Annotated in this window: 20 protein-coding genes; 11 read left to right on the top strand and 9 right to left on the bottom strand. The window is 72.3% G+C overall.

Annotated features, from left to right (window positions below; translation table 11 throughout):
- Positions 1-56: 56 nt before the first annotated feature.
- Complete coding sequence (locus ACTMTB_RS15555; RefSeq protein WP_441146199.1) at positions 57-701, bottom strand: hypothetical protein; 645 nt, start codon at positions 699-701, stop codon at positions 57-59.
- A gap of 107 nt (positions 702-808) precedes the next feature.
- On the opposite strand from ACTMTB_RS15555, the gene ACTMTB_RS15560 reads away from it, so the two are divergent.
- The 3 genes from ACTMTB_RS15560 (at position 809) to ACTMTB_RS15570 (ending at position 2,626) form a co-directional block, all read left to right on the top strand.
- Positions 809-1,294, top strand: a complete 486-nt coding sequence (locus tag ACTMTB_RS15560) for a hypothetical protein (RefSeq protein WP_441146201.1) — start codon at positions 809-811, stop codon at positions 1,292-1,294.
- Positions 1,295-1,415: 121 nt separating this feature from the next.
- Entirely contained in the window at positions 1,416-1,817 is a 402-nt protein-coding gene (locus ACTMTB_RS15565) for a hypothetical protein (RefSeq protein ID WP_441146203.1), read from the top strand.
- A 125-nt stretch (positions 1,818-1,942) separates the two neighbouring features.
- Entirely contained in the window at positions 1,943-2,626 is a 684-nt protein-coding gene (locus tag ACTMTB_RS15570; RefSeq protein ID WP_441146205.1) for a DUF1345 domain-containing protein, read from the top strand.
- A 10-nt stretch (positions 2,627-2,636) separates the two neighbouring features.
- Here the strand turns inward: ACTMTB_RS15570 and ACTMTB_RS15575 are convergent, their stop codons facing one another.
- Positions 2,637-3,263, bottom strand: a complete 627-nt coding sequence (locus tag ACTMTB_RS15575) for a hypothetical protein (RefSeq protein ID WP_441146207.1) — start codon at positions 3,261-3,263, stop codon at positions 2,637-2,639.
- Between the two features lie 98 nt (positions 3,264-3,361).
- Entirely contained in the window at positions 3,362-5,164 is a 1,803-nt protein-coding gene (locus ACTMTB_RS15580; RefSeq protein WP_441146209.1) for an ABC transporter ATP-binding protein, read from the bottom strand.
- An 81-nt stretch (positions 5,165-5,245) separates the two neighbouring features.
- On the opposite strand from ACTMTB_RS15580, the gene ACTMTB_RS15585 reads away from it, so the two are divergent.
- Complete coding sequence (locus tag ACTMTB_RS15585; protein ID WP_308495234.1) at positions 5,246-5,674, top strand: MarR family winged helix-turn-helix transcriptional regulator; 429 nt, start codon at positions 5,246-5,248, stop codon at positions 5,672-5,674.
- A 152-nt stretch (positions 5,675-5,826) separates the two neighbouring features.
- Here the strand turns inward: ACTMTB_RS15585 and ACTMTB_RS15590 are convergent, their stop codons facing one another.
- The 4 genes from ACTMTB_RS15590 to ACTMTB_RS15605 all read right to left on the bottom strand — a co-directional run bounded on the left by ACTMTB_RS15590 (position 5,827) and on the right by ACTMTB_RS15605 (position 9,106).
- Positions 5,827-6,738: a DUF559 domain-containing protein gene (locus ACTMTB_RS15590; RefSeq protein ID WP_441146212.1), complete on the bottom strand. Its 912-nt coding sequence runs from the start codon at positions 6,736-6,738 to the stop codon at positions 5,827-5,829.
- Positions 6,739-6,899: 161 nt separating this feature from the next.
- Entirely contained in the window at positions 6,900-8,138 is a 1,239-nt protein-coding gene (locus ACTMTB_RS15595; RefSeq protein ID WP_441146213.1) for an RNA polymerase sigma factor, read from the bottom strand.
- Positions 8,135-8,482, bottom strand: a complete 348-nt coding sequence (locus tag ACTMTB_RS15600) for a YciI family protein (RefSeq protein ID WP_280840507.1) — start codon at positions 8,480-8,482, stop codon at positions 8,135-8,137. The genes ACTMTB_RS15595 and ACTMTB_RS15600 overlap by 4 nt, the downstream gene beginning before the upstream one ends.
- 81 nt (positions 8,483-8,563) lie before the next feature.
- Positions 8,564-9,106 carry a carboxymuconolactone decarboxylase family protein gene (locus ACTMTB_RS15605; RefSeq protein WP_334570531.1) on the bottom strand — a complete coding sequence of 181 codons (543 nt, stop codon included), beginning with the start codon at positions 9,104-9,106 and terminating at the stop codon, positions 8,564-8,566.
- 230 nt (positions 9,107-9,336) lie between these two features.
- On the opposite strand from ACTMTB_RS15605, the gene ACTMTB_RS15610 reads away from it, so the two are divergent.
- The 6 genes from ACTMTB_RS15610 (at position 9,337) to ACTMTB_RS15635 (ending at position 13,123) form a co-directional block, all read left to right on the top strand.
- On the top strand, positions 9,337-10,068 hold the full coding sequence (locus tag ACTMTB_RS15610; RefSeq protein ID WP_441146216.1) for a lysozyme: 732 nt from the start codon (positions 9,337-9,339) through the stop codon (positions 10,066-10,068).
- 60 nt (positions 10,069-10,128) lie between these two features.
- The gene (locus ACTMTB_RS15615) at positions 10,129-10,800 is read left to right on the top strand and encodes a peptidoglycan recognition protein family protein (RefSeq protein WP_441146218.1); all 672 of its coding nucleotides are present in this window, start codon (positions 10,129-10,131) and stop codon (positions 10,798-10,800) included.
- A gap of 35 nt (positions 10,801-10,835) precedes the next feature.
- Positions 10,836-11,198, top strand: coding sequence for an ArsR/SmtB family transcription factor (locus ACTMTB_RS15620; protein ID WP_210776895.1), 363 nt, complete (start codon positions 10,836-10,838; stop codon positions 11,196-11,198).
- Complete coding sequence (locus ACTMTB_RS15625) at positions 11,198-11,839, top strand: SRPBCC family protein (protein ID WP_441146220.1); 642 nt, start codon at positions 11,198-11,200, stop codon at positions 11,837-11,839. Before ACTMTB_RS15620 ends, ACTMTB_RS15625 begins: the two co-directional genes overlap by 1 nt.
- Before the next feature lie 172 nt (positions 11,840-12,011).
- Positions 12,012-12,602, top strand: a complete 591-nt coding sequence (locus ACTMTB_RS15630; RefSeq protein WP_441146222.1) for an NADAR family protein — start codon at positions 12,012-12,014, stop codon at positions 12,600-12,602.
- Positions 12,603-12,613: 11 nt separating this feature from the next.
- On the top strand, positions 12,614-13,123 hold the full coding sequence (locus tag ACTMTB_RS15635) for an NUDIX domain-containing protein (protein WP_441146224.1): 510 nt from the start codon (positions 12,614-12,616) through the stop codon (positions 13,121-13,123).
- Between the two features lie 149 nt (positions 13,124-13,272).
- Here ACTMTB_RS15635 and ACTMTB_RS15640 read toward each other — a convergent pair whose 3' ends face one another.
- Together ACTMTB_RS15640 and ACTMTB_RS15645 are read right to left on the bottom strand one after the other, a co-directional pair.
- Positions 13,273-14,679 carry an endo-1,4-beta-xylanase gene (locus ACTMTB_RS15640; RefSeq protein WP_441146226.1) on the bottom strand — a complete coding sequence of 469 codons (1,407 nt, stop codon included), beginning with the start codon at positions 14,677-14,679 and terminating at the stop codon, positions 13,273-13,275.
- Positions 14,680-15,022: 343 nt separating this feature from the next.
- Positions 15,023-16,984, bottom strand: a complete 1,962-nt coding sequence (locus tag ACTMTB_RS15645; protein ID WP_441146228.1) for an ABC transporter ATP-binding protein — start codon at positions 16,982-16,984, stop codon at positions 15,023-15,025.
- Positions 16,985-17,221: 237 nt separating this feature from the next.
- Between ACTMTB_RS15645 and pgi the strand changes: the two genes are divergently transcribed.
- A complete protein-coding gene (gene pgi, locus ACTMTB_RS15650; RefSeq protein ID WP_441146230.1) occupies positions 17,222-18,859 on the top strand; it encodes a glucose-6-phosphate isomerase in 1,638 nt (545 codons plus the stop codon).
- Positions 18,860-18,949: the final 90 nt, after the last annotated feature.

Below are 18,949 nucleotides of genomic sequence, written 5' to 3' on the forward strand. Positions count from 1 at the left end.
GCGACGGCGGTCGGGCAGTGCTGCTGCTCGAGTCACCGATGTCGGTGCCAGTCCCGTCAGGCGATGCGGCGTGGCCGCTGCTCGGTAAGGCCCGCGCGGGGGAGGCGAATCGTGCCTGGTCCGCCGCAGCCGGGGCGGGCGTACTGGCGACAGGACTCGCCCAGACGGCGTGGATGCTCGGACGGGTGGCCGAGGTCGCCCCCGGCCTGACGGCGACCACCCGCCCCGACGCGTGGCAGTCCGGAAGCGCCCAACTGCTGCTGGCGGAGGCCTTCGTGTCCGCTACGGGGAAACCGGTGCCGCTGCCGGATGGTCAAGATGCGGCCGATGCCGGAGCAGCCGGGCTGGAGATGGTCAGACGGCTCGCAGGACTCGGCCGTCTCGCGTCCGACGTGCGCTGCTCGCCTCACCGCTCCTTTAATCTCCTCGCCGCGATGGCAGCCTGGGCGGGACTCCCACTGAGCGCGGAAGAACTTCACGATGAGGTTCTGGTGATCTCTGTTCGCCCCTAGCCGAAACCCTGAAGTGACCAGGCGCGGCGTCACCGCGGCCAGCAGCAGGGTCAGCTCGCCGCACTGCAGGTACGACCAGCGGGATTCCCCGTCGCCGCCGGTGCGGGCCCCGGTGTGGCCGAACACCTCGTAGCGGCGTCGCGCCGCGTCGGCGTCCTCGGCGTACAGCACCGGCACCTGCGCCTGCACTCGGCTCTGCGCCGCGCCATTCAATCGATGCGGGACGCACAAGCCAGGTATTCGAGATCGGCTCCTCGCGGACCCCACGGGGGCGTCGGCACCCCTACGATGCGCCCATGCCCCTCTCAGCCGCACCAAGCCCCGATACCGCCCACTGGGCGCCGCCGCGACGGCCGGAGTGCTCCTGCCCCGAGCACGACGAGGACCTCGCCGGCCTGGTGCTGCCCTCCACCGAGCCCGGCGAGCCGCCGATGACGCTGCCGGACCTCGTCGCCGCGAACGCCCTCGGCGTCCTGCTCGCCGAACCACGCGACCGCTGGTTGGAGATCCACGACGAGTCGGACTCGGGGCCGGCGCGTCTCGGCCCCTTCCACTGGGGTCTGTGGCTCGGCGACGAGGCCCGGTCGTGCTACGACGACGACTCCGAGCGCTCGCTGGACCAGGCGCTGCTGGATCGTCCGGGCGTCGAGCGGGTCGAGTGGATGGAACGCGAGGAGTTCCTGGTCGGCGCCCCGACCCTGTGCGCGAGCGGGCTGATCGCCGCCATGGCGCGCGCCCTGGCCGACCCTCGGGTACGCGCCGCCGGGCCGCCGACCGCCTAAACCGGTGGTACCCGGATCTCCCGTCGCTTCGCAGTTGGGCGCGACCCCGCCGTGTCGTGTCCCGGGAGATGCTTGACCGCGTCCCACCTGTTGATTGATCACCGATGGGAGGATCGGCGGTGTGATCGAACTGCCTGAGGGATCTTGGTGGGATTGGGACGCGCTGCACTTCGACGGCTCTCAGCTTCGGTTGGCCGCGGGACACGACCTGACCTACCACCACGGTCTGGAGGTGGTCTTCACCGACGTCGCATACCTGGCCTGCCCGACCCAGTTCCGGGATCCTCGGTTCCGGGAACCCACCCTCGACGAGCGCGCACTCGTGCGTCGGCACGTCGGTGAAGAACCACCAGTGATCGTCGCCTTCGACATCGACGCACCGGCCGGCGGTGATCTTCTTACCTGCCTCGTCGCAGCAGGGTCGGTCGAGGTGGTACCCGGCCTGGTCTACCGCTACTGGCGCGACAACCTCACTGCGGGCGAACGCCTGGCTCCGCACGTACGGCCGCCAGAGCAACCGTAAGGTCCGCACCTCTCCGGGCCGCGCCTGCAGCTGACGACGACGCAAGTGGGCCATCCAGGTGACCAAGGGGCTCGCTGTGCGCGGCAATGAGCACGCCGTGCGATGCGATGGGCGACACTCGGACGATGACCGGCATGCCCCCGGAGACGTTGTATCACCGATGCCTGGGCTGGCACGCCCCTGCCCTGCGGCGAGCCGTCCTCGTCGCCTCCATCGGGCTCATTGTCGCTCTCGCGCTCCTGCCGTTCATGACGTGGCAGTTGGCCGCGGTCGGGGGCTGGGACGCCGCCGCGCTCGCCTTCCTCCTCAGCATCTGGCCGGTCATCATCCGAGCGGACAGCTCCCACACCGAGGAGATGGCCATGCGTGAGGACGAGACGCGGGTGACCGCCGCAGTGCTGCTGGTAGCAGCGGGCGTCACCAGCCTGCTGGGTGTCGGCCTTGCTCTCAGCCTCGCCGGCAAGCAGAGCGGCTCGACGCGGGTGCTGCTCGTCGGCGTCGCAATGCTGACCGTCCTGCTGTCGTGGACCGTTGTCAACACGGTCTTCACCCTGCGCTACGCCGACCTGCAGTTCCGATCGACGATCGGGGGGATCGGCTTCGAAGGCCAGCCTGTGCAGGGGCAGACCACCTACCGCGACCTGGCCTACGTCGCCTTCACGATCGGCATGACCTACCAGGTGTCGGACACGGCCATCAGCGATCCGAAGATCCGGGGCAGCGTGCTGTCCCATGCCGTCCTGTCGTACATATTCGGTGTGGTGATCGTGGCGGGCTCCGTGAGCCTCATCGCCGACCTGGCCCGCTGACGATGTCGGACTACCGACCGGCCGGTTCGCTGGTGGGCGACCGGTGGCCGCCGTGGCACGCGATCAACGCGTCCGCCACGATTCCAGCGTCAGCTTCGGCGACGTCCGCCGGGTACTCCGGCAGCAGGTCGTCCCAGACGACCAGCCACGACCCGTACAACTGGGCCTGCCCCTCGGGCCGAGCGAAGAACCAGACGTGCAGGTGGGCGCCACCATCTCCGATGCGGTAGACGTGGGCCCGCGAGATGTGCGGCAGTGCCTGGATGTGGCGGACGATGCGAGTGCTCAGCAGCCCCAGTTCGGCGGCCAGTTCGTCAGGTAGATCCGCCATGTCGTAGTGATCGCGCGGGTACAGCATGAGCACCAGCGGGACGCCCACGCCCGGAATCCGGGCCAGCCGCCAGTGATCGTTGAACCAGATCCCTTCGTCCCGGTCGCGGCAGGCGTTGCAGTCCGACGGATCCTCGCCGTGCCGCGCGGGCTCCGGGAGCACCGGCGGGCGCAACGGCGCTACGCGCAGTCCGTCCGGCTCGAACGGGCTGATCTCCCATCCCGTCATGCGGGCCAACGGAAGCCGGCGCTCGCTGTCCGCGACGGCGACTGCGTGGTCATAGAACTCGTCCGGTCGCAAGGCCATGCGGCGAAGACTAGTACGACAAGATCCCAAGTGATCGACAGCCCCGTTGTGGCTGCCAGGCACCGCCCGATGCTCGGGCCCCCGCCGGCGGCGCCGGGTCAGCGGGCGAGCGCCGCGTAGCGCCCGTCGCGGTCGATCAGCATGTCGTGGGTGCCGGACTCGACGATGCGCCCGTGGTCGACCACGGCGATCTGGTCGGCGTCGCGCACGGTGGAGAGCCGGTGCGCGATCGTGATCACGGTACGACCCCGGGCGAGCTGGTCGAAGGCCCGCTGCACCGCCCGTTCGGTCTCGGTGTCCAGGGCGCTGGTGGCCTCGTCCAGCACCAGGATGCGCGGGTCGCGCAGCAGCGTGCGGGCGATCGCCAGGCGCTGCTTCTCCCCGCCGGAGAAGCGGTGCCCTCGGGAGCCGACCACGGTGTCGTACCCGTCGGGAAGGCCGGCGATGAGGTCGTGGATCTGCGCGGCGCGGGCCGCGTCCTCGATCTCGGCGTCGGTGGCGTCGGGCCGGGCGTACCGGAGGTTTTCCCGCACGGTGGTGTGCAGCAGGTAGGTCTCCTGGCTGACCACGCCCACCACGGCCGCGAGGTCGGTCAGCCGCAGGTCGCGCAGGTCGACGCCGTCGATGGTGATCCGGCCGCTGCCCGGGTCGTGCAGGCGGCTGACCAGGGCGGCCAGGGTGCTCTTGCCGGAGCCGGTCTCGCCGACGAGGGCCAGGCTGGTGCCCGCCGGCACGTCCAGGGTGATCCCGGCGACGGCGGCGGTGTCGCTGCCCGGGTAGCTGAAGGTGACGTCCTCGAGACGCAGGTGTCCGCGGACCCGCGCGGGGTCGATCTCGACCGGGCGCGCCGGGTCGTCCACCTCCACCGGGAGGTCCAGGTACTCGAAGATCCGGGCGAAGAGCGCCAGCGACGCGGTCAGCGAGACGCCGACGTTGAGCAGCCCCATCAGGGGGCGGAACAGCCCGCCCTGCAGGGCGGTGAAGGCGACCAGCGTGCCGATGCTGAGGGTGCCGGCGGTGCCGGGCAGGCCGGCGCTGAGGTAGATCACCGCCGGGATGGCGGCGAAGATGACCGTCATCGTGGCCATCCGCCAGCGCCCGGCCAGCTCGGAGCGGAGTTCGAGGTCGACCAGGCGGGCCGACGAGGTGGCGAACCGGTCGATCAGCGCGGCGCCGGCGCCGAGGGTCTTGCTGAGCTGCACGCCGCTGATCGACAGCCCTTCCTCGATGGTGACGTTGAGATCGGCCAGCTCGCGCTGGCGCTGGGCGGTGATCTCGCGGCGCATCCGGGCCACCTTGCGGGTCAGCCAGATCGCCGGGGGCAGCACCAGAAGCGAGACCAGGGAGAGCCGCCAGGAGAGCGCCACCATGGCGACCGCGGTGGCCACCACCGTGGTCAGGTTGGCCGCGATCGAGGTGGCGGTGGAGGTGACGACGGTCTGCATGCCGCCGATGTCGTTGGTGATGCGGGACTGCACCTCGCCGGTGCGCGTGCGGATGAAGAACGCGATCGACTGGCGGTGCAGGTGGGTGAAGACGTCGGTGCGCAGCCGGTGCATCACCAGCTGGCCGACGCGGGTGGAGATCCAGGTCTGCACGACGCCGAGCACGGCGGTCACGGCCGCGACCGCGACCATGCCGACGACCAGCCAGACCAGCAGGGTCAGGTCCCGCTCGGGCAGCGCGCGGTCGATCACGGCACGCAGCAGGAACGGCGTGGCCATCGCCAGCACCGACGAGACCACGATGATCACCGTGATGGTGGCCAACTGCCAGCGGTACGCGGTGAAGAGCCGGCCGATGCGGCGCAGCGACACGTCGCGGGCCTGGGCCTTCTCGGCGGCGGAGACGGTACGGGGGGCGCCGCCGCGGCCCTCCCGATGGTTGGGGGTCGGATCCAAGGAGTGCCTCTTCCTGTCGGGGCTATTGCTGAGGTTACCTCATCATGAGGGAACAACAGGAAGTTCTGCTACCGTATTCCCGTGGACGCCGACGAGCGCGAGGCGCACGAGGAGAGCCTGGCCGAGCTGTTCTGGGCGGTGGCCCGCCGGCTGCGCCACCAGTCCCGGCAGACCCTCGAACCGTGGGAGATCAACCCCGGCCACGCCCGCGCCCTCGCCGTGCTCGGCCGGCACGGGCCCATGCGGCTCAGCGCGCTCGCCGACCACCTGCACATCGCCCCCCGCTCCACCACCGAGGTCGTCGACGGCCTGGAGGAACGCGGGCTCGTCGCGCGCCACCCCGACCCGGCCGACCGGCGCGCGACCCTGGTCACGCTGACCGACGAGGGTACGCGGATCGGCGCGGCCATCCGCGCGGCCCGCACCGCCGAGGCGGACCGCTTCTTCGGTCACCTCTCCCCCGCCGACCACGCGCACCTGACCCGCATCCTCCGCACCCTCCGCGACTGACCTCATCCCGTCTTGCCCGGGGCGGGGCGCGGCGGAGCTGCCGGCTTGCCAGGCCTTCGGCGACGCCGGCGCGCACCCGCTGCCAGCTTTGCCACGTGCGGCCTGATCGGGTTCGACGGCGAGGCCCGCCCGCCTCGCGCCCGCCGACACCGTCACGCGCTCAGGCGGCGGCTGGCCAGGATCGTCAGCACCTCGCGGCGTACCGCGTCGGTCTCGTGCACCAGGCGGCGGTGGGCGAAGCGCACCACCAGGATGCCGGCGGTGGCGAGCAGCGCGTCCCGCCGCAGGTCGACCTCGCGTTGTCGCCGGTCACCGTGGGTCGCGGCGCCGTCGAGTTCGAAGTCGACCCGCTCCCGCTCGGCCCAGACGTCCAGGTACATCGTCCGGCGACCGACGACGATCCGCGTCTGCCGTTGGAACGGCGGCATCCCCGGGCCGGTGAAGACGTGGTCGTGGCCCCAGATCTCCAACGGGCTGCGGCAGCCGGCATCGAGCTTTGCCAGCAGAGCCCGCAGCTCGGCGCGGCCAGGCAGTCGCGGAGTCGCACCCAGGGCGGCGCCGAGCCGCTGGGGTGTGGTCAGGCGATCGTTCACCGCGCGGATGACCGCATCGGGTCTTTCCACGGCGGGCAGCAGCGGCCACGCGTCGACCAGCGCCCGCTCGAGCCGGACGAGCGGGAGACCGCCTCGACTCAGAACCTGCGGTGGGGCGAGGGAGAACCCCCGGCGGTGGTGAATGAGGAGGTGTGGCCGTGGGCGGAGTCCGGAGCCGGCGGCCACGTCGAGATGCACCGGCTCACCGAGGGCCTGTCGGCGCAGCCCCCACACGTCGAGGGCGCTCAACAGACTCAGCGCAGCCCGCCCGTCGGCGTACGCCAGCGCGGCGCGCTGCGCTGCCGGTGGATCGAGGCGGGCGAGTACGGGATCCCCTGGAAGCACCGGATCGCGAATCAACCGGGCGTCGACGTAGACCTGAGGCAGCACCCGGACGAGGTGGCCGGCTCGACAGGCTCGGCGCAGCATCCACTCCGGCACCACCTGCCGCGCCACAGCCCAGGTGACCACCCCGCCTCCATGCCTGACCAGAGACCCGAGCACCTCGTTCACCCCGCAGACCCTGCCGCGCCCCCCACACCCCCACAAGACTCCTGTGGAAGCCCAACCCCCCTGTGGACAGCCCCCATTCGCCCCCGCGGCCTGCTACGGCCACCGTGATCGGCTACGTGTCAGCGGCTCATCCCCCGGCGTGTCGGGTCGCTGAGGCGTAGCCGATCAAGCTGGGCGGCGAGCTGGGCGCGGAGGTGGGCGCGCTCGGGTTCGTTGGCGGTGTGGGCGATGGCGGCCTCGTAGGCCGCGGCCGCCTCGGCCGGGCGGCCGAGGCGGCGGAGGAGGTTGGCGCGGACGGCGTGGAAGACGTGGTATGTGTCGAGGTGCAGGTCGTCGACGAGGGCGAGCGCCACGGCGGGGCCGTGCACCTCGGCGACGGCCACCGCCCGGTTCAGCGCCACCACCGGGCCGGGGGCGAGCGCCTGGAGCTGGTCGTAGAGCTGGAGGACCTGACCCCAATCGGTGGGGGCGTCGCTGTGCACGGCGTTGATCGCGGCCTGGAGCTGGTACGGGCCGGGCCGGTTGCGGCGCAGGCAGCGGCGGACCAGGGCCTGCCCCTCGGCGATCAGCGCCTGGTCCCAGCGGGTGCGGTCCTGCTCGGCGAGTGGGACCAGTGCGCCCTGGGCGGTGACCCGGGCGGGGCGCCGGGCCTCGGTGAGCAGCATCAGCGCGAGCAGGCCCAGCGCCTCCGGCTCGTCGGGCATCAGATCGACCAGCAGCCGACCCAGCCGCAGCGCCTCGGCGCACAGCTCCGTGCGGACCAGCCGATCCCCGGAACTCGCCGTGTACCCCTCGTTGAAGATCAGGTAGACCACGGCAAGCACCGCCCGGAGCCGGTCGGGCAGGTCGGCGTCGCGCGGGACGCGGTACGGGATCCCGGCGTCGCGGATCTTGGCCTTGGCGCGGACCAGCCGCTGGGCCATGGTGGCCTCGGGGACCAGGAAGGCGCGGGCGATCTCGGCGGTGCTCAACCCGCCGAGCAGGCGCAGCGTGAGCGCGACCCGGACGGCCGGGCCGAGCGCCGGGTGGCAGCAGGTGAAGATCAGCCGGAGCCGGTCGTCGCGCACGGGTCCCTCCTCGGCCGGTGGCTCCTGGGCGTACAGCAGCGCGGCCTGGGCGTGCCGGTCCGCCCGGGAGGCCTCCCGCCGCAGCCGGTCGATGGCGCGGCGGCGGGCGGTGGTGATGATCCAGCCGGCCGGGCTGGGCGGCAGTCCGGTCTCCGGCCAGCGCCGCACCGCCTCGGTGAAGGCGTCCTGGACCGCCTCCTCGGCGAGGTCGATGTCGCCGAGGACGCGGACCAGCGCGGCGACCGCCCGGCCGTACTCGGCGCGGAAGGTCGCCTCGACGTCGAGGGTCACCCCTCGCCCTGGAAGGGGCGCACCTCGATCGGCAGGGTGGTGGCGAGGGCGTACCGGCGGCCCCACTCGAGGGCGGCGTCGAGGTCGGCGGCTCGGATGATGGTGAACCCGCCCAGGTACTCCTTGCCCTCGACGAAGGGGCCGTCGGTGACCAGCACCTCGCCGTCCTTCGGGCGCAGCACGGTGGCGGTCTCCGGGGCGTGCAGCCCCTGCCCGAAGACCCACGAGCCGGTCGCCTCGAGCTCCTCGCGGATGGCGCCCAGCTCCCGCATCACCCCGGCCAGGAACTCCGGGTCCGGCGTCCCGCCCTCGGGCTGGTACATGCTCAACAGGTACTGCTTCATGTCGTCCTCCTGGTGTGGATCGGCTTCCACTCTCCACACGAACGGCGGGCGTCCGGATCGACACTCCGGCGACGGATTTCCTCAGGCGCGGTAGCCGGCGGTCAGGATCCGCTGCGCGGACATCGCGTACGCCCGGGGGTCGTCCGGGGTGGCGGCGCCGAGCCCGTCGACGTACCGGTTGTACATGCTGAAGGCGGCGGCGATCAGGACCACGTCGTGGATCTCCCGATCGGTGGCGCCGTGGGCACGGGCCGCGTCGACCAGCTCGCCGGTGACGGCGCGCCCGTCCTCGCGGACGGTGTCGGCGAGGCGGAGCAGGGCGCGCAGCTTCTCCGGCACCGGGGCGGTCGACAGGTCGGCGAGGACCCGGTCGACCAGGTCGGGGCCGTCGTCGAGCTGGGCACCGGCGGTGGCGGAGTGCGACGCGCGGCAGAAGTCGCACCCGTTGCGGCCCGACACGTACGCGGCGATGAGCTCGCGTTCACCGCGGCTCAGGCTGCTCGGCCCGCGCAGCAGCACCTCGGCCAGGTCCATCAGCGGTCCCGCGGTCTCGGGCCGGTACCGCAGCAGGCCGACGATGCCGGGCTCGCGCCGTTCGTCCACGCCGAGGTCGATGTGCGCCATCCGGTCACCCTCTCCGTTGGCCGCGCCCACCGGGCTCGGCAGCTGGCCCCGCCATTCTGGCGGGTACGTCGACGCGGATCCATGGCCGGACGGTCAGGTGTGGACGGCAGGGAACACCGCATAGATAATCTTGACTTCGTCTATTGAAATTTATCTACGCATCGTGACCTAATACTGACAGTTCCTTTCGTCACTCCCGCCGCCCCCGCGGCGCCCCCCAGGGAGGAAAGATGAACCGTCTCCGCGCGGCCACGGCCGCACTGCTGGCGACCGTCACGGCGGTCGCCGCCGTCGGCCTCGTCGCCGGCTCCGCCAGCGCCGCCCCCGCCGGCCTGCCCGGCATGGACGTCTCCAGCCACCAGGGCAACGTGAACTGGTCGGCCGCCTGGAACAACGGCGCCCGGTTCGCGTACGTCAAGGCCACCGAGGGCACCTACTACACCAACCCGTACTTCGCCCAGCAGTACAACGGCTCCTACAACGTCGGGATGATCCGGGGCTCGTACCACTTCGCCCGCCCGGACACCACCAGCGGCGCCACCCAGGCCAACTACTTCGTCGACCACGGCGGGGGCTGGTCCAAGGACGGCCGGACGCTGCCCGGCGCGCTCGACATCGAGTACAACCCGTACGGCGCGACCTGCTACGGCCTGAGCCAGAGCGCGATGCGCAGCTGGATCGCGTCCTTCGTCAACCAGTACCACGCGCGCACCGGCCGGTGGGCCACCATCTACACCACCACCGACTGGTGGATCACCTGCACCGGCAACACGTCGCAGTTCGCCGCCAACAACCCGCTGTGGATCGCCCGCTACGCCAGCACGGTGGGCACCCTGCCGGCGGGCTGGCCGACGTACTCCTTCTGGCAGTGGTCGTCCTCGGGCGTCTTCCCCGGCGACCAGAACGTCTGGAACGGCACCCTGGACCGGCTCCGGGTGCTGGCCTGCAACGGACCCTGCTGACCCCCACCGGCGGCGGTCCGCCGGCCCGCCGTCGGCACCACCGACGAAGGAGGCACCCCCATGTCCGTACCCGTGTCCCGCCGGGCCGCGCTGCGCGGCGCGGTCCTGCTCGGCGCCGCCGCCGGCGCTTCCGCCCTGACCCAGTTCGGCGGGGGCCGCGACGCGCGCGCCGTCGCCACCCGCGTCGACCAGCCCGTCATCGCCAACTGCGCGACCTGGGGCGCCCGACCCCCGTCGTCGCCGGTCAGCGTGGTGCAGAGCCGACCCAACAAGATCATCGTGCACCACACCGCCTTCCCGAACACCACCGACTACAGCCTGGCCAAGGCGTACGCGAACTCGCGCGACATCCAGAATCTGCACATGGACAGCAACGGCTGGCTCGACTCCGGGCAGCACTTCACCAACAGCCGCGGCGGATACCTCACCGAGGGCCGGCACGGCAGCCTCTACGCGCTGCTGCACGGGCAGACCATGGTGCAGGGCGCGCACTGCGTCGGGCAGAACAGCCAGGCGATCGGCATCGAGAACGACGGCATCTACCTGAACGTGCAGCCGCCGGCGGCGCTCTGGAACAGCCTAATCGTCTTCTGCGCCTTCACCTGCCAGCAGTACGGCATCGCGCCCAGCGAGATCTACGGGCACAAGGACTTCAACAACACCCAGTGCCCCGGCCTGCTGCACGGCCGGCTCCCCGAACTACGCGCCGCCGTCGCCGCGCGACTGGGGTGATTGCTTATATAAGCCCCGGCTGATAGAAAGGGTCCGTGCACGCCTTCGACGTCCTCGGCGACCCGGTGCGCCGCCGCATCCTGGAGCTGCTCGCCGATGGCGAGCTCAGCGCCGGGGAGGTCTGCGCGGTGATCCAGCGGGAGTACGGCATCTCGCAGCCCGCCGTCTCGCAGCACCTCCGGGTGCTGCGAGACAACGGCTTCGCCACCGTCCGACCGCAGGGCGCCCGCCGTCTCTACGCCGTCGACCCGCGACCGCTGCGCGAGGTCGACGAGTGGCTGGCCGGCTTCCGCCGGTTCTGGGCCCCGGCCCTGGACGCCCTCGCCACCGAGCTGGCGCGCGGCCGACGCGAACGGCGCCTGCACCCACCGCAGGACCCGACCGAGGAGAAACCCTGATGACCGACGTCACGCACCAGATCAGCGCCGTGCGGCGCACCGTGGGCAGCCGGACCCTGGAAGCCGGCGAGGCCCGGGTGATGACGATCAGCCAGACGTACGACGCGCCCCTGGAGGACCTCTGGGACGCCTGCACCAACGCCGAACGCATCCCCCGCTGGTTCCTGCCGGTCTCCGGCGAGCTGCGGCTGCACGGCCGCTACCAGCTCGAGGGCAACGCCGGCGGCACGATCCAACGCTGCGACCCGCCGAAGAGCTTCGCCGCCACCTGGGAGTACGGCGACGAGGTCAGCTGGATCGAGGTGCGGCTGACGCCGGAGGGCGACGGGCGTACCCGGTTCGAGCTGGAGCACGTCGCGCACGTCGACGACGAGCGCTGGGCCGAGTTCGGCCCGGGCGCGGTCGGCGTGGGCTGGGACCTGGGGCTGCTCGGCCTCGCCTCGCACCTGGCCGCCGACGGCAGCGGGATCTCGCCCGAGCAGGCCGAAGCCTGGATGGGCTCCGAGGAGGGGCGACGGTTCGTCACCCTGAGCAGCGAGAGCTGGGGCGAGGCCAGCGTCGCCGCCGGCACCGACCCGGAGGCCGCGCGGGCCGCGACGGCACGCACCACCGCCTTCTACACCGGCGCGCCCGCCGCCTGACCACCAGACCTTCCGGGTACGCGGGCCAGCTCGGGAAACGCGCCAGGCCGTACGGGTACACACGGCCCGGCGCGCTCCCAGGTCCCCGCCGAGCCACCGGACGAGTCGGTTTCGGCGGGCCGGAGGGAAACCGGGAGGCGGAGTGTCGGTGCCCGGGGCGACACTGTGGAGCATGCCGCCGCCTCGCAGTGCCGCCGACCTCGCCGCCCTCGTCCAGAGCGGACAGCCGGTGAAGTACCTCTGTTTCTGGGGGCACCGGCCCCGGCGCGACGGCACCGTCGGCGCGGGCTGCCTGAGCCAGTGGTGGCCGGCGGCGTTCACCGTGGACGGCCGCCGCTTCACCACCGCCGAGCACTGGATGATGTGGCAGAAGGCGGCGCTCTTCGGCGACGAGGAGGCCGGCGAGCGGATCCTCGCCGCCGGCCACCCGCACCGCGCCAAGGCGCTCGGCCGCCAGGTGCGCGGCTTCGACCAGGCGGTGTGGGAGGCCCGGCGGTACGACATCGTGGTCGCCGGCAGCGTCGCCAAGTTCGGCCAGCACGACGACCTGCGGGCGTATCTGCTGGGCACCGGGGATCGGGTGCTGGTCGAGGCGAGCCCGGTGGACCGGGTGTGGGGCATCGGGTTGGCCGCCGACGACCCGCGTGCGGAGGACCCGGCCCGGTGGCGGGGGCTGAACCTGCTCGGCTTCGCGCTGATGCAGGCCCGGGAGACGCTCCGGGAGCAGGCTGATCGGTCGCCGGAGCGGCCACCGGGCCGGTAACGTGCGGCGACATGACCGGCTCTCCGTACGCGCACTGCTCCTTCTGCGGCGCCGGCTACCCGGCGGACGCCGGCTGGCCGCGGGTCTGCGCGGCCTGCGGCGAGACGGTCTGGCGTAACCCGCTGCCGGTAGCGGTGGCGCTGCTGCCGGTGCGCACCGACGCCGGCCTGGGCCTGGTGGTGGTCCGCCGGGACATCGAGCCGGCGCGCGGCCTGCTCGCGCTGCCGGGTGGCTTCATCGAGTACGGCGAGGAGTGGGCCGACGCGCTGGTCCGGGAGCTGCGCGAGGAGACCGGCCTGATCGGCGAGGCCGACCAGGCCCGGCTGTTCGCGGTGCACGGGGCACCGGCCGGCGGCACCATCATGATCTTCGGGGAGCTGCCCGAGCGGCCGGCTGACGGGCTGCCGCCGTCGGCGCCGACTGAGGAGGCCACTGAGTGGCTCGTCCTCACCGAGCCCGTCGAGCTGGCCTTCTCCACCCACACCCAGGCGATGGCGGAGTTCTTCGCCCGGCAGGGCTGACCGCCCGAGGCGACCGGGACACCGGCCGGACGGGCGGCCCGACGCCGAGTGGTGCGGAGGGTTGTTCCGCTTGGCTACCGGGACGCGTCCTCGGCGCCCGACCGGCCGAGCCGGCGCGGAGGGTCGGCCCTCCGCGCCGGATCACCCGCTCAGCTCGCCGAGCAGGTGGGCGTGGCGGACGGTCCCACGCCGGTGCCCTGGAAGCCGAAGGTGGTGCTGGCGCCGGCGCCCAGCTGACCGTTGTAGCTGAGGTTGCGGAAGGTCAGGCTGCCGCTGGTGCCGCTGGGCTGCGCGTTCCAGGAGTTGGTGACCGCGGCGCCGGCCGGCAGGGTGAGCGCCACCGTCCAGCCGCGGACGGCCGACGCGCCGGCGGTGACCCGGACGGTCGCGACGAAGCCACCGGTCCAGGAGTCGAGCGACACGCTGGCCGTGCAGGACGCACCGCCGGGCGGCGGGGTCGACGGCGGGGGCGTGGTGGGCGGGGGTGTGGTGGTCGGCGGCGTGGTGGGGCCGCCGGCGTTGAGCGCGTCGAGCGTGGCGGTGTAGGCCGGCTTCTTGTTGCCGCTGCCGTCGAAGAGCAGCGGGGTGCCGCTGGCCCGCCAGGAGTCGGTGTCCCGGATGCCCCAGACGGTGATGCCGGTGCAGCGGCTCACGGCGAGGCAGGCCCGGACGACCCGGGCGTAGTTGTCGGCCTGGGCCGACCCGGACCCCTCGATGTCCAGCTCGGTGATCTGCACGTCCACGCCGAGGTTGGCGAAGCGCTGGAGGTTGGCCTGGTAGTCGGCCGGCACCGGGGAGGCGCTGTTGAAGTGGGACTGGAAGCCGACGCAGTCGATCGGCACGCCCCGGGCCTTGAAGTCCTGCACCATCGCGTACACCGCGTTGCTCTTCGCGTTCTGCCCGTCGGTGTTGTAGTCGTTGTAGCAGAGCTTGGCGGTCGGGTCGGCCGCCCGGGCGGCACGGAAGGCCACCTCGATCCAGTCGTTGCCGGTGCGCTGGAGGTTGGAGTCGCGCCGGGCGCCGGTGCCGCCGTCGGCGAACGCCTCGTTCACCACGTCCCAGGAGTGGATCTTGCCCCGGTAGTAGGTCGCCACCTGGGTGACGTGGTTGACCATCGCCGAGCGCAGGGCGCTGCCGCTGAGGTTCTGCGCCCAGCCGGGCTGCTGCGAGTGCCAGGCCAGGGCGTGCCCGCGCACCTGCATCCCGTTGGCCCGGGCGTGGTTGACGATGCGGTCGGCGTTGGCGTACGTGAACTGGCCCTGGGTGGGCTCGGTCGCGTCCCACTTCATCTCGTTCTCGGGCGTGACCGAGGTGAACTCGCGGTTGAGAATCCCGACGTAGGTGGCGTCGGAGAGCTTGTTCGCGGCCACCGCCGCACCGAAGTAGCGGCCGGTCTGGGCGGCGGACGCGCCCAGGGTGGTGGCGGCGCTGGCGCCGGGCGCCAGGGCGAGTGTCGTGCCGAGGGCGGCGACGCCCGCGGTGGCGGCCATGAGGGTCGCGCGGAGCCGGGCTCGGGTCGTCGGACGTCCGCCCGGGCGGGCGGGGACGTGGGTCATGGCAGGTCAACCTTTCGACAGTGATGGGGGGGGGTGGGACGTCGCGCCTCGACCGTCGCCCGACGCGGTGACCGGCTCCGTCGCCCGACGTGACCGCCCGGAGGCCGCGCCGGGATCCGCCGTGCTGCGACTGTCACCGCGAGGGTCGAGGGGTCCCGTCCTGACGGTACCGAAAGCTTTCCGACACTTCAACGAAAATCGATGTCTCGCACGTCGAGTGATCGCACCCGGCGTGTCAGCGGAGCTGGCGACGAGCCGGAGGCTGCGGGACGCCGAAACTTTCGGGGTGGACGGACCGATGCCGGCGGGAAGCAGCGCGAGGAGGCCCGATCCCACCCGGCCGTCATCCGGTCGACGATCCCCCGGGCTCCGTGCCGGCCGCCGCGAGGTAGCCGCTCGCCTGGAGTTCGAACAGCTCCCGGTAGAGCCCGTCGGCGGCCATCAGCTCGTCGTGGGTGCCGTGCTGGACCAGCCGGCCGTGGTCCAGCACGAAGATCCGGTCGGCGTGCCGGACGTTGGCCAGCCGGTGGGTGATCAGGACGACCGCCCGGTCGGGGCGGCGGCGCAAATGCTTGAAGAGGGCGTGCTCGGCCCGGGCGTCGAGAGCGGCGGAGGGTTCGTCGCAGATCAGCAGCCGGGCCTCCCGGTAGAGGCCCCGGGCGGCGACGAGGCGCTGCCACTGGCCGCCGGAGAGGTCCTGGCCGTTCTTGAACTCCCGGTCGAGCAACGTGTCGTACCCGAACGGGAGGTCGGCGATCATGTCGTGCGCGGCGGCGGCGCGGGCGGCGTCCTCCACGGTCGGGCCGGCCTGGTCGGCGCGGCGGTCGTGCCGGCCGATGCGGATGTTCTGCCCGGCGGTGAAGGGGAACTTCCAGTACTCCTGGGTCATCACCGCCACCTGGGCCGCGGTCTGCGCCGGGTCCAGCTCGGCGAGGTCGACGCCGTCCCAGCGGACCGTCCCACCGGTGGGGCGGTAGAGCCCGGCGATGAGCTTGGCCAGGGTGGTCTTGCCGGAACCGTTCTCGCCGACCAGGGCGACCACCTCGCCCCGGCGGACGGTCAGGCTGACCTCGTCCACCGCCGGGGTGTCCGTGTCCGGGTAGCGGAGGCTGACCCCGTCGAGTGCGATGGTGTCGAACCCGGGTGCCGGGCGGCCCTCCCCCACCCCGATCCGCCCCCGCGCCCGCTCGAGGAAGTCCCGGTAGTCCTGGTAGTAGAGGGCGTCCTCGTAGAGGTTGTTGGTGGCGAAGACGGCGATGCCGAGGCTGGACCGGGCGGACTGCAGCGCCAGCAGGGCGGTCGCGGCGGCGGCCAGCGCGACCACGCCGGTGAGCAGCAGCCCGCCGAGCACGGCGTACATGCCGAAGGCAGCCACCCCGGCGGCGGACATGCCGTACGCCCGGGTGGCGCTCTGCGCCCGGACCAGGCGCAGCTCGGCCCGGGTCTCCACGGCCATCACGCGGCGGAACTCGCCCAGCAGGAAGTCGCGCATCTGGTAGGCCCGGACCTCGACGGCGGTGCGCCGGTTGGCCATCAGGTGCGCCAGCATCCACATCCGGCGGCGGCGGGTGATCCGGGCCAGCATGGCCAGGTACTTCCGGCGGGCCATCCGGACCGCGGTGACCGCCTCGGGCACCGCGGCGAGCAGCAGGCACGGCAGGAGCACGGGCTGGATCACGGTCACCGCCGCGGCGGTGGCCAGCACGCCGACCACGCCGGTGAGCAGGTTGACCGTGTGGTCGACGATGGACGCCGCCTCGGCCATCCCCCGGTCCCGGACCCGGTCCATCTCCTCGGCGAAGCCGGCGTCGTCGAAGGCGGCCAGTTCCACCGCCGTGGTGGCCTCGAAGAGCCGCAGCTCCACCTCGTAGTTGATCTGGGGCATCAGCCGGGCCTGGGCCCAGCCGGCGGTCACGGTGAGGGCGCCCCGGGCCGTCACCGCCAGCGCGGCCAGGACCAGCGACGGCAGCGCGGCGCGGACCCGGTCGGGTGTCGGGCCGGCGGCGAACAGCTCACGCAGCACGCCGGTGGTGGCGAGCAGCCCGAGGGTGGTCATCACCCCGGCCGCGAGGTTCAGGCCGATCGCCGCGAGGGTGTCCCGCCGGCTGGTGGCCCAGGCCAGCGTGACCGCCTCCCGGACCAGGTGGGGCAGCCGCCGGGCGACCGACCGGAAGCTGGTGTGGGCGAACTCGGTCGCCCGGTGCATCCAGTGGCCGTCCTCCAGCTCCGGCAGCTCCAGTTCGTCGGCGTCGTCGGACGGGCCGTCCTGTCGGGACGAGCGGCGTGGGCCGATCACCGTCGCCATGGGTCCTCCCGGGCCGAGGGACAGGGCAGGGGAGAGCCTACTGTCGGCGACCACGCGGTGTCGTGGCGTGACCGGCGTGTCGTACACGTGTCGCAACGGCGTGTCGCCGACCACGGTGCGGGACGGGTCTGCCGCGTCGCGTCGCGCCGACCCCGCCGGGGTGGCAGGCTGGAGCCGAGCCGGCGGCGGCGCGCGGAGCGCCACCGGCGTCCCGTCGCAAAGGAGAAGATCGACCCGATGGCTGCGAGTGTGACCACCACCGACGAATGGCAGGCGCTGCGCAAGCACGCCGAGACGTTGCGCGGCACCCACCTGCGGGAGCTGTTCGACGCCGACCAGCGCCGAGGTGAGCGGCTCACCGGCGAGGTCGCCGACCTGCACGTCGACTACAGCAAGAACCTGGTCACCGACGAGACGCTGGAGCTGCTCACCGCGCTGGCCGAGCGGGCCCGGCTCAACGACCGGATCTGCGCCATGTTCGCCGGGCGGCACATCAACTCCACCGAGGACCGCGCGGTGCTGCACACCGCGCTGCGGCTGCCCCGCGACGCCAACCTGATCGCCGACGGCCAGGACGTGGTCGCCGACGTGCACCGGGTGCTGGACCGGATGGCGGCGTTCGCCGAGCGGGTCCGCTCCGGGCAGTGGCGGGGGCACACCGGCGAGCGAATCAGCACGGTGGTCAACATCGGCATCGGCGGGTCCGACCTCGGACCGGTGATGGCGTACGAGGCGCTGAAGGCGTACCGGGACGGCGGGATCAGCTGCCGGTTCGTGTCCAACATCGACCCGACCGACATCCACGACAAGACCCACGACCTGGACCCGGCGACCACCCTTTTCGTGATCGTCTCCAAGACCTTCTCCACCCAGGAGACCCTGGCCAACGCCAACCAGGCGAAGATGTGGCTGCTGTCCGGGCTGGACGCCGACGACGACGCGGCGATCGCGAAGCACTTCGTCGCGGTGAGCACCAACGAGCAGCGGGTCCGCGACTTCGGCATCGACCCGCAGAACATGTTCGGCTTCTGGGACTGGGTGGGCGGCCGGTACTCGCTGCCCTCGGCCGTCGGCCTGTCGGTGATGCTGGCGGTCGGGCCGGACCGGTTCCGCGAACTGCTGGCCGGCTACCACGCCGTGGACGAGCACTTCCGGACCACGCCGGTGCAGCGCAACATCCCGGCACTGCTGGGCCTGCTGAACGTCTGGTACACCAACTTCCTCGGCGCGCAGACCCACGCCGTGCTGCCGTACTCGCAGTACCTGCACCGGTTCCCGGCGTACCTGCAGCAGCTGACGATGGAGAGCAACGGCAAGTCGGTGACGCTGGACGGCACCGCGGTCGACCACCAGACCGGCGAGATCTTCTGGGGCGAGCCGGGCACGAACGGCCAGCACGCGTTCTACCAGCTGATCCACCAGGGCACGCTGCTGATCCCGGCGGACTTCATCGGGTTCAGCCAGCCCAACCACGACCTCGGCGACATGCACGACCTGTTCATGTCGAACTTCTTCGCGCAGACCGCCGCGCTGGCGTTCGGGCGGACGAAGGAGCAGGTCGAGGCGGAGGGCACCGCGGCCAAGGTGGTGCCGCACCGGGTGATGCCGGGCAACCACCCGACCACCTCGATCATCGCGCCGAAGCTGACCCCGGGCACCCTCGGTCAGCTGATCGCGCTCTACGAGCACATCGTCTTCACCGAGGGCGCGATCTGGGACATCAACCCGTTCGACCAGTGGGGCGTGGAGCTGGGCAAGGTGATGGCCAACCAGCTCGCGCCCAAGCTGACCGGCGGCGACCCGGACCTGTCCGACGTGGACTCCTCAACCGCCGCGCTGATCCGCCGCTACCGACGGGAGCGCGGCCGGGACTGAACCCCGCGAAACGGCGGCCGGGTCGTAGACCCGGCCGCCGTCCTTTTCGGGTACGCGGACTGGTCCAACCAGTTGACGGGTTGATGTGCC

Origin of the sequence: Micromonospora sp. L32, assembly GCF_052068055.1 — a bacterium.
Lineage (GTDB): Bacteria > Actinomycetota > Actinomycetes > Mycobacteriales > Micromonosporaceae > Micromonospora > Micromonospora purpureochromogenes.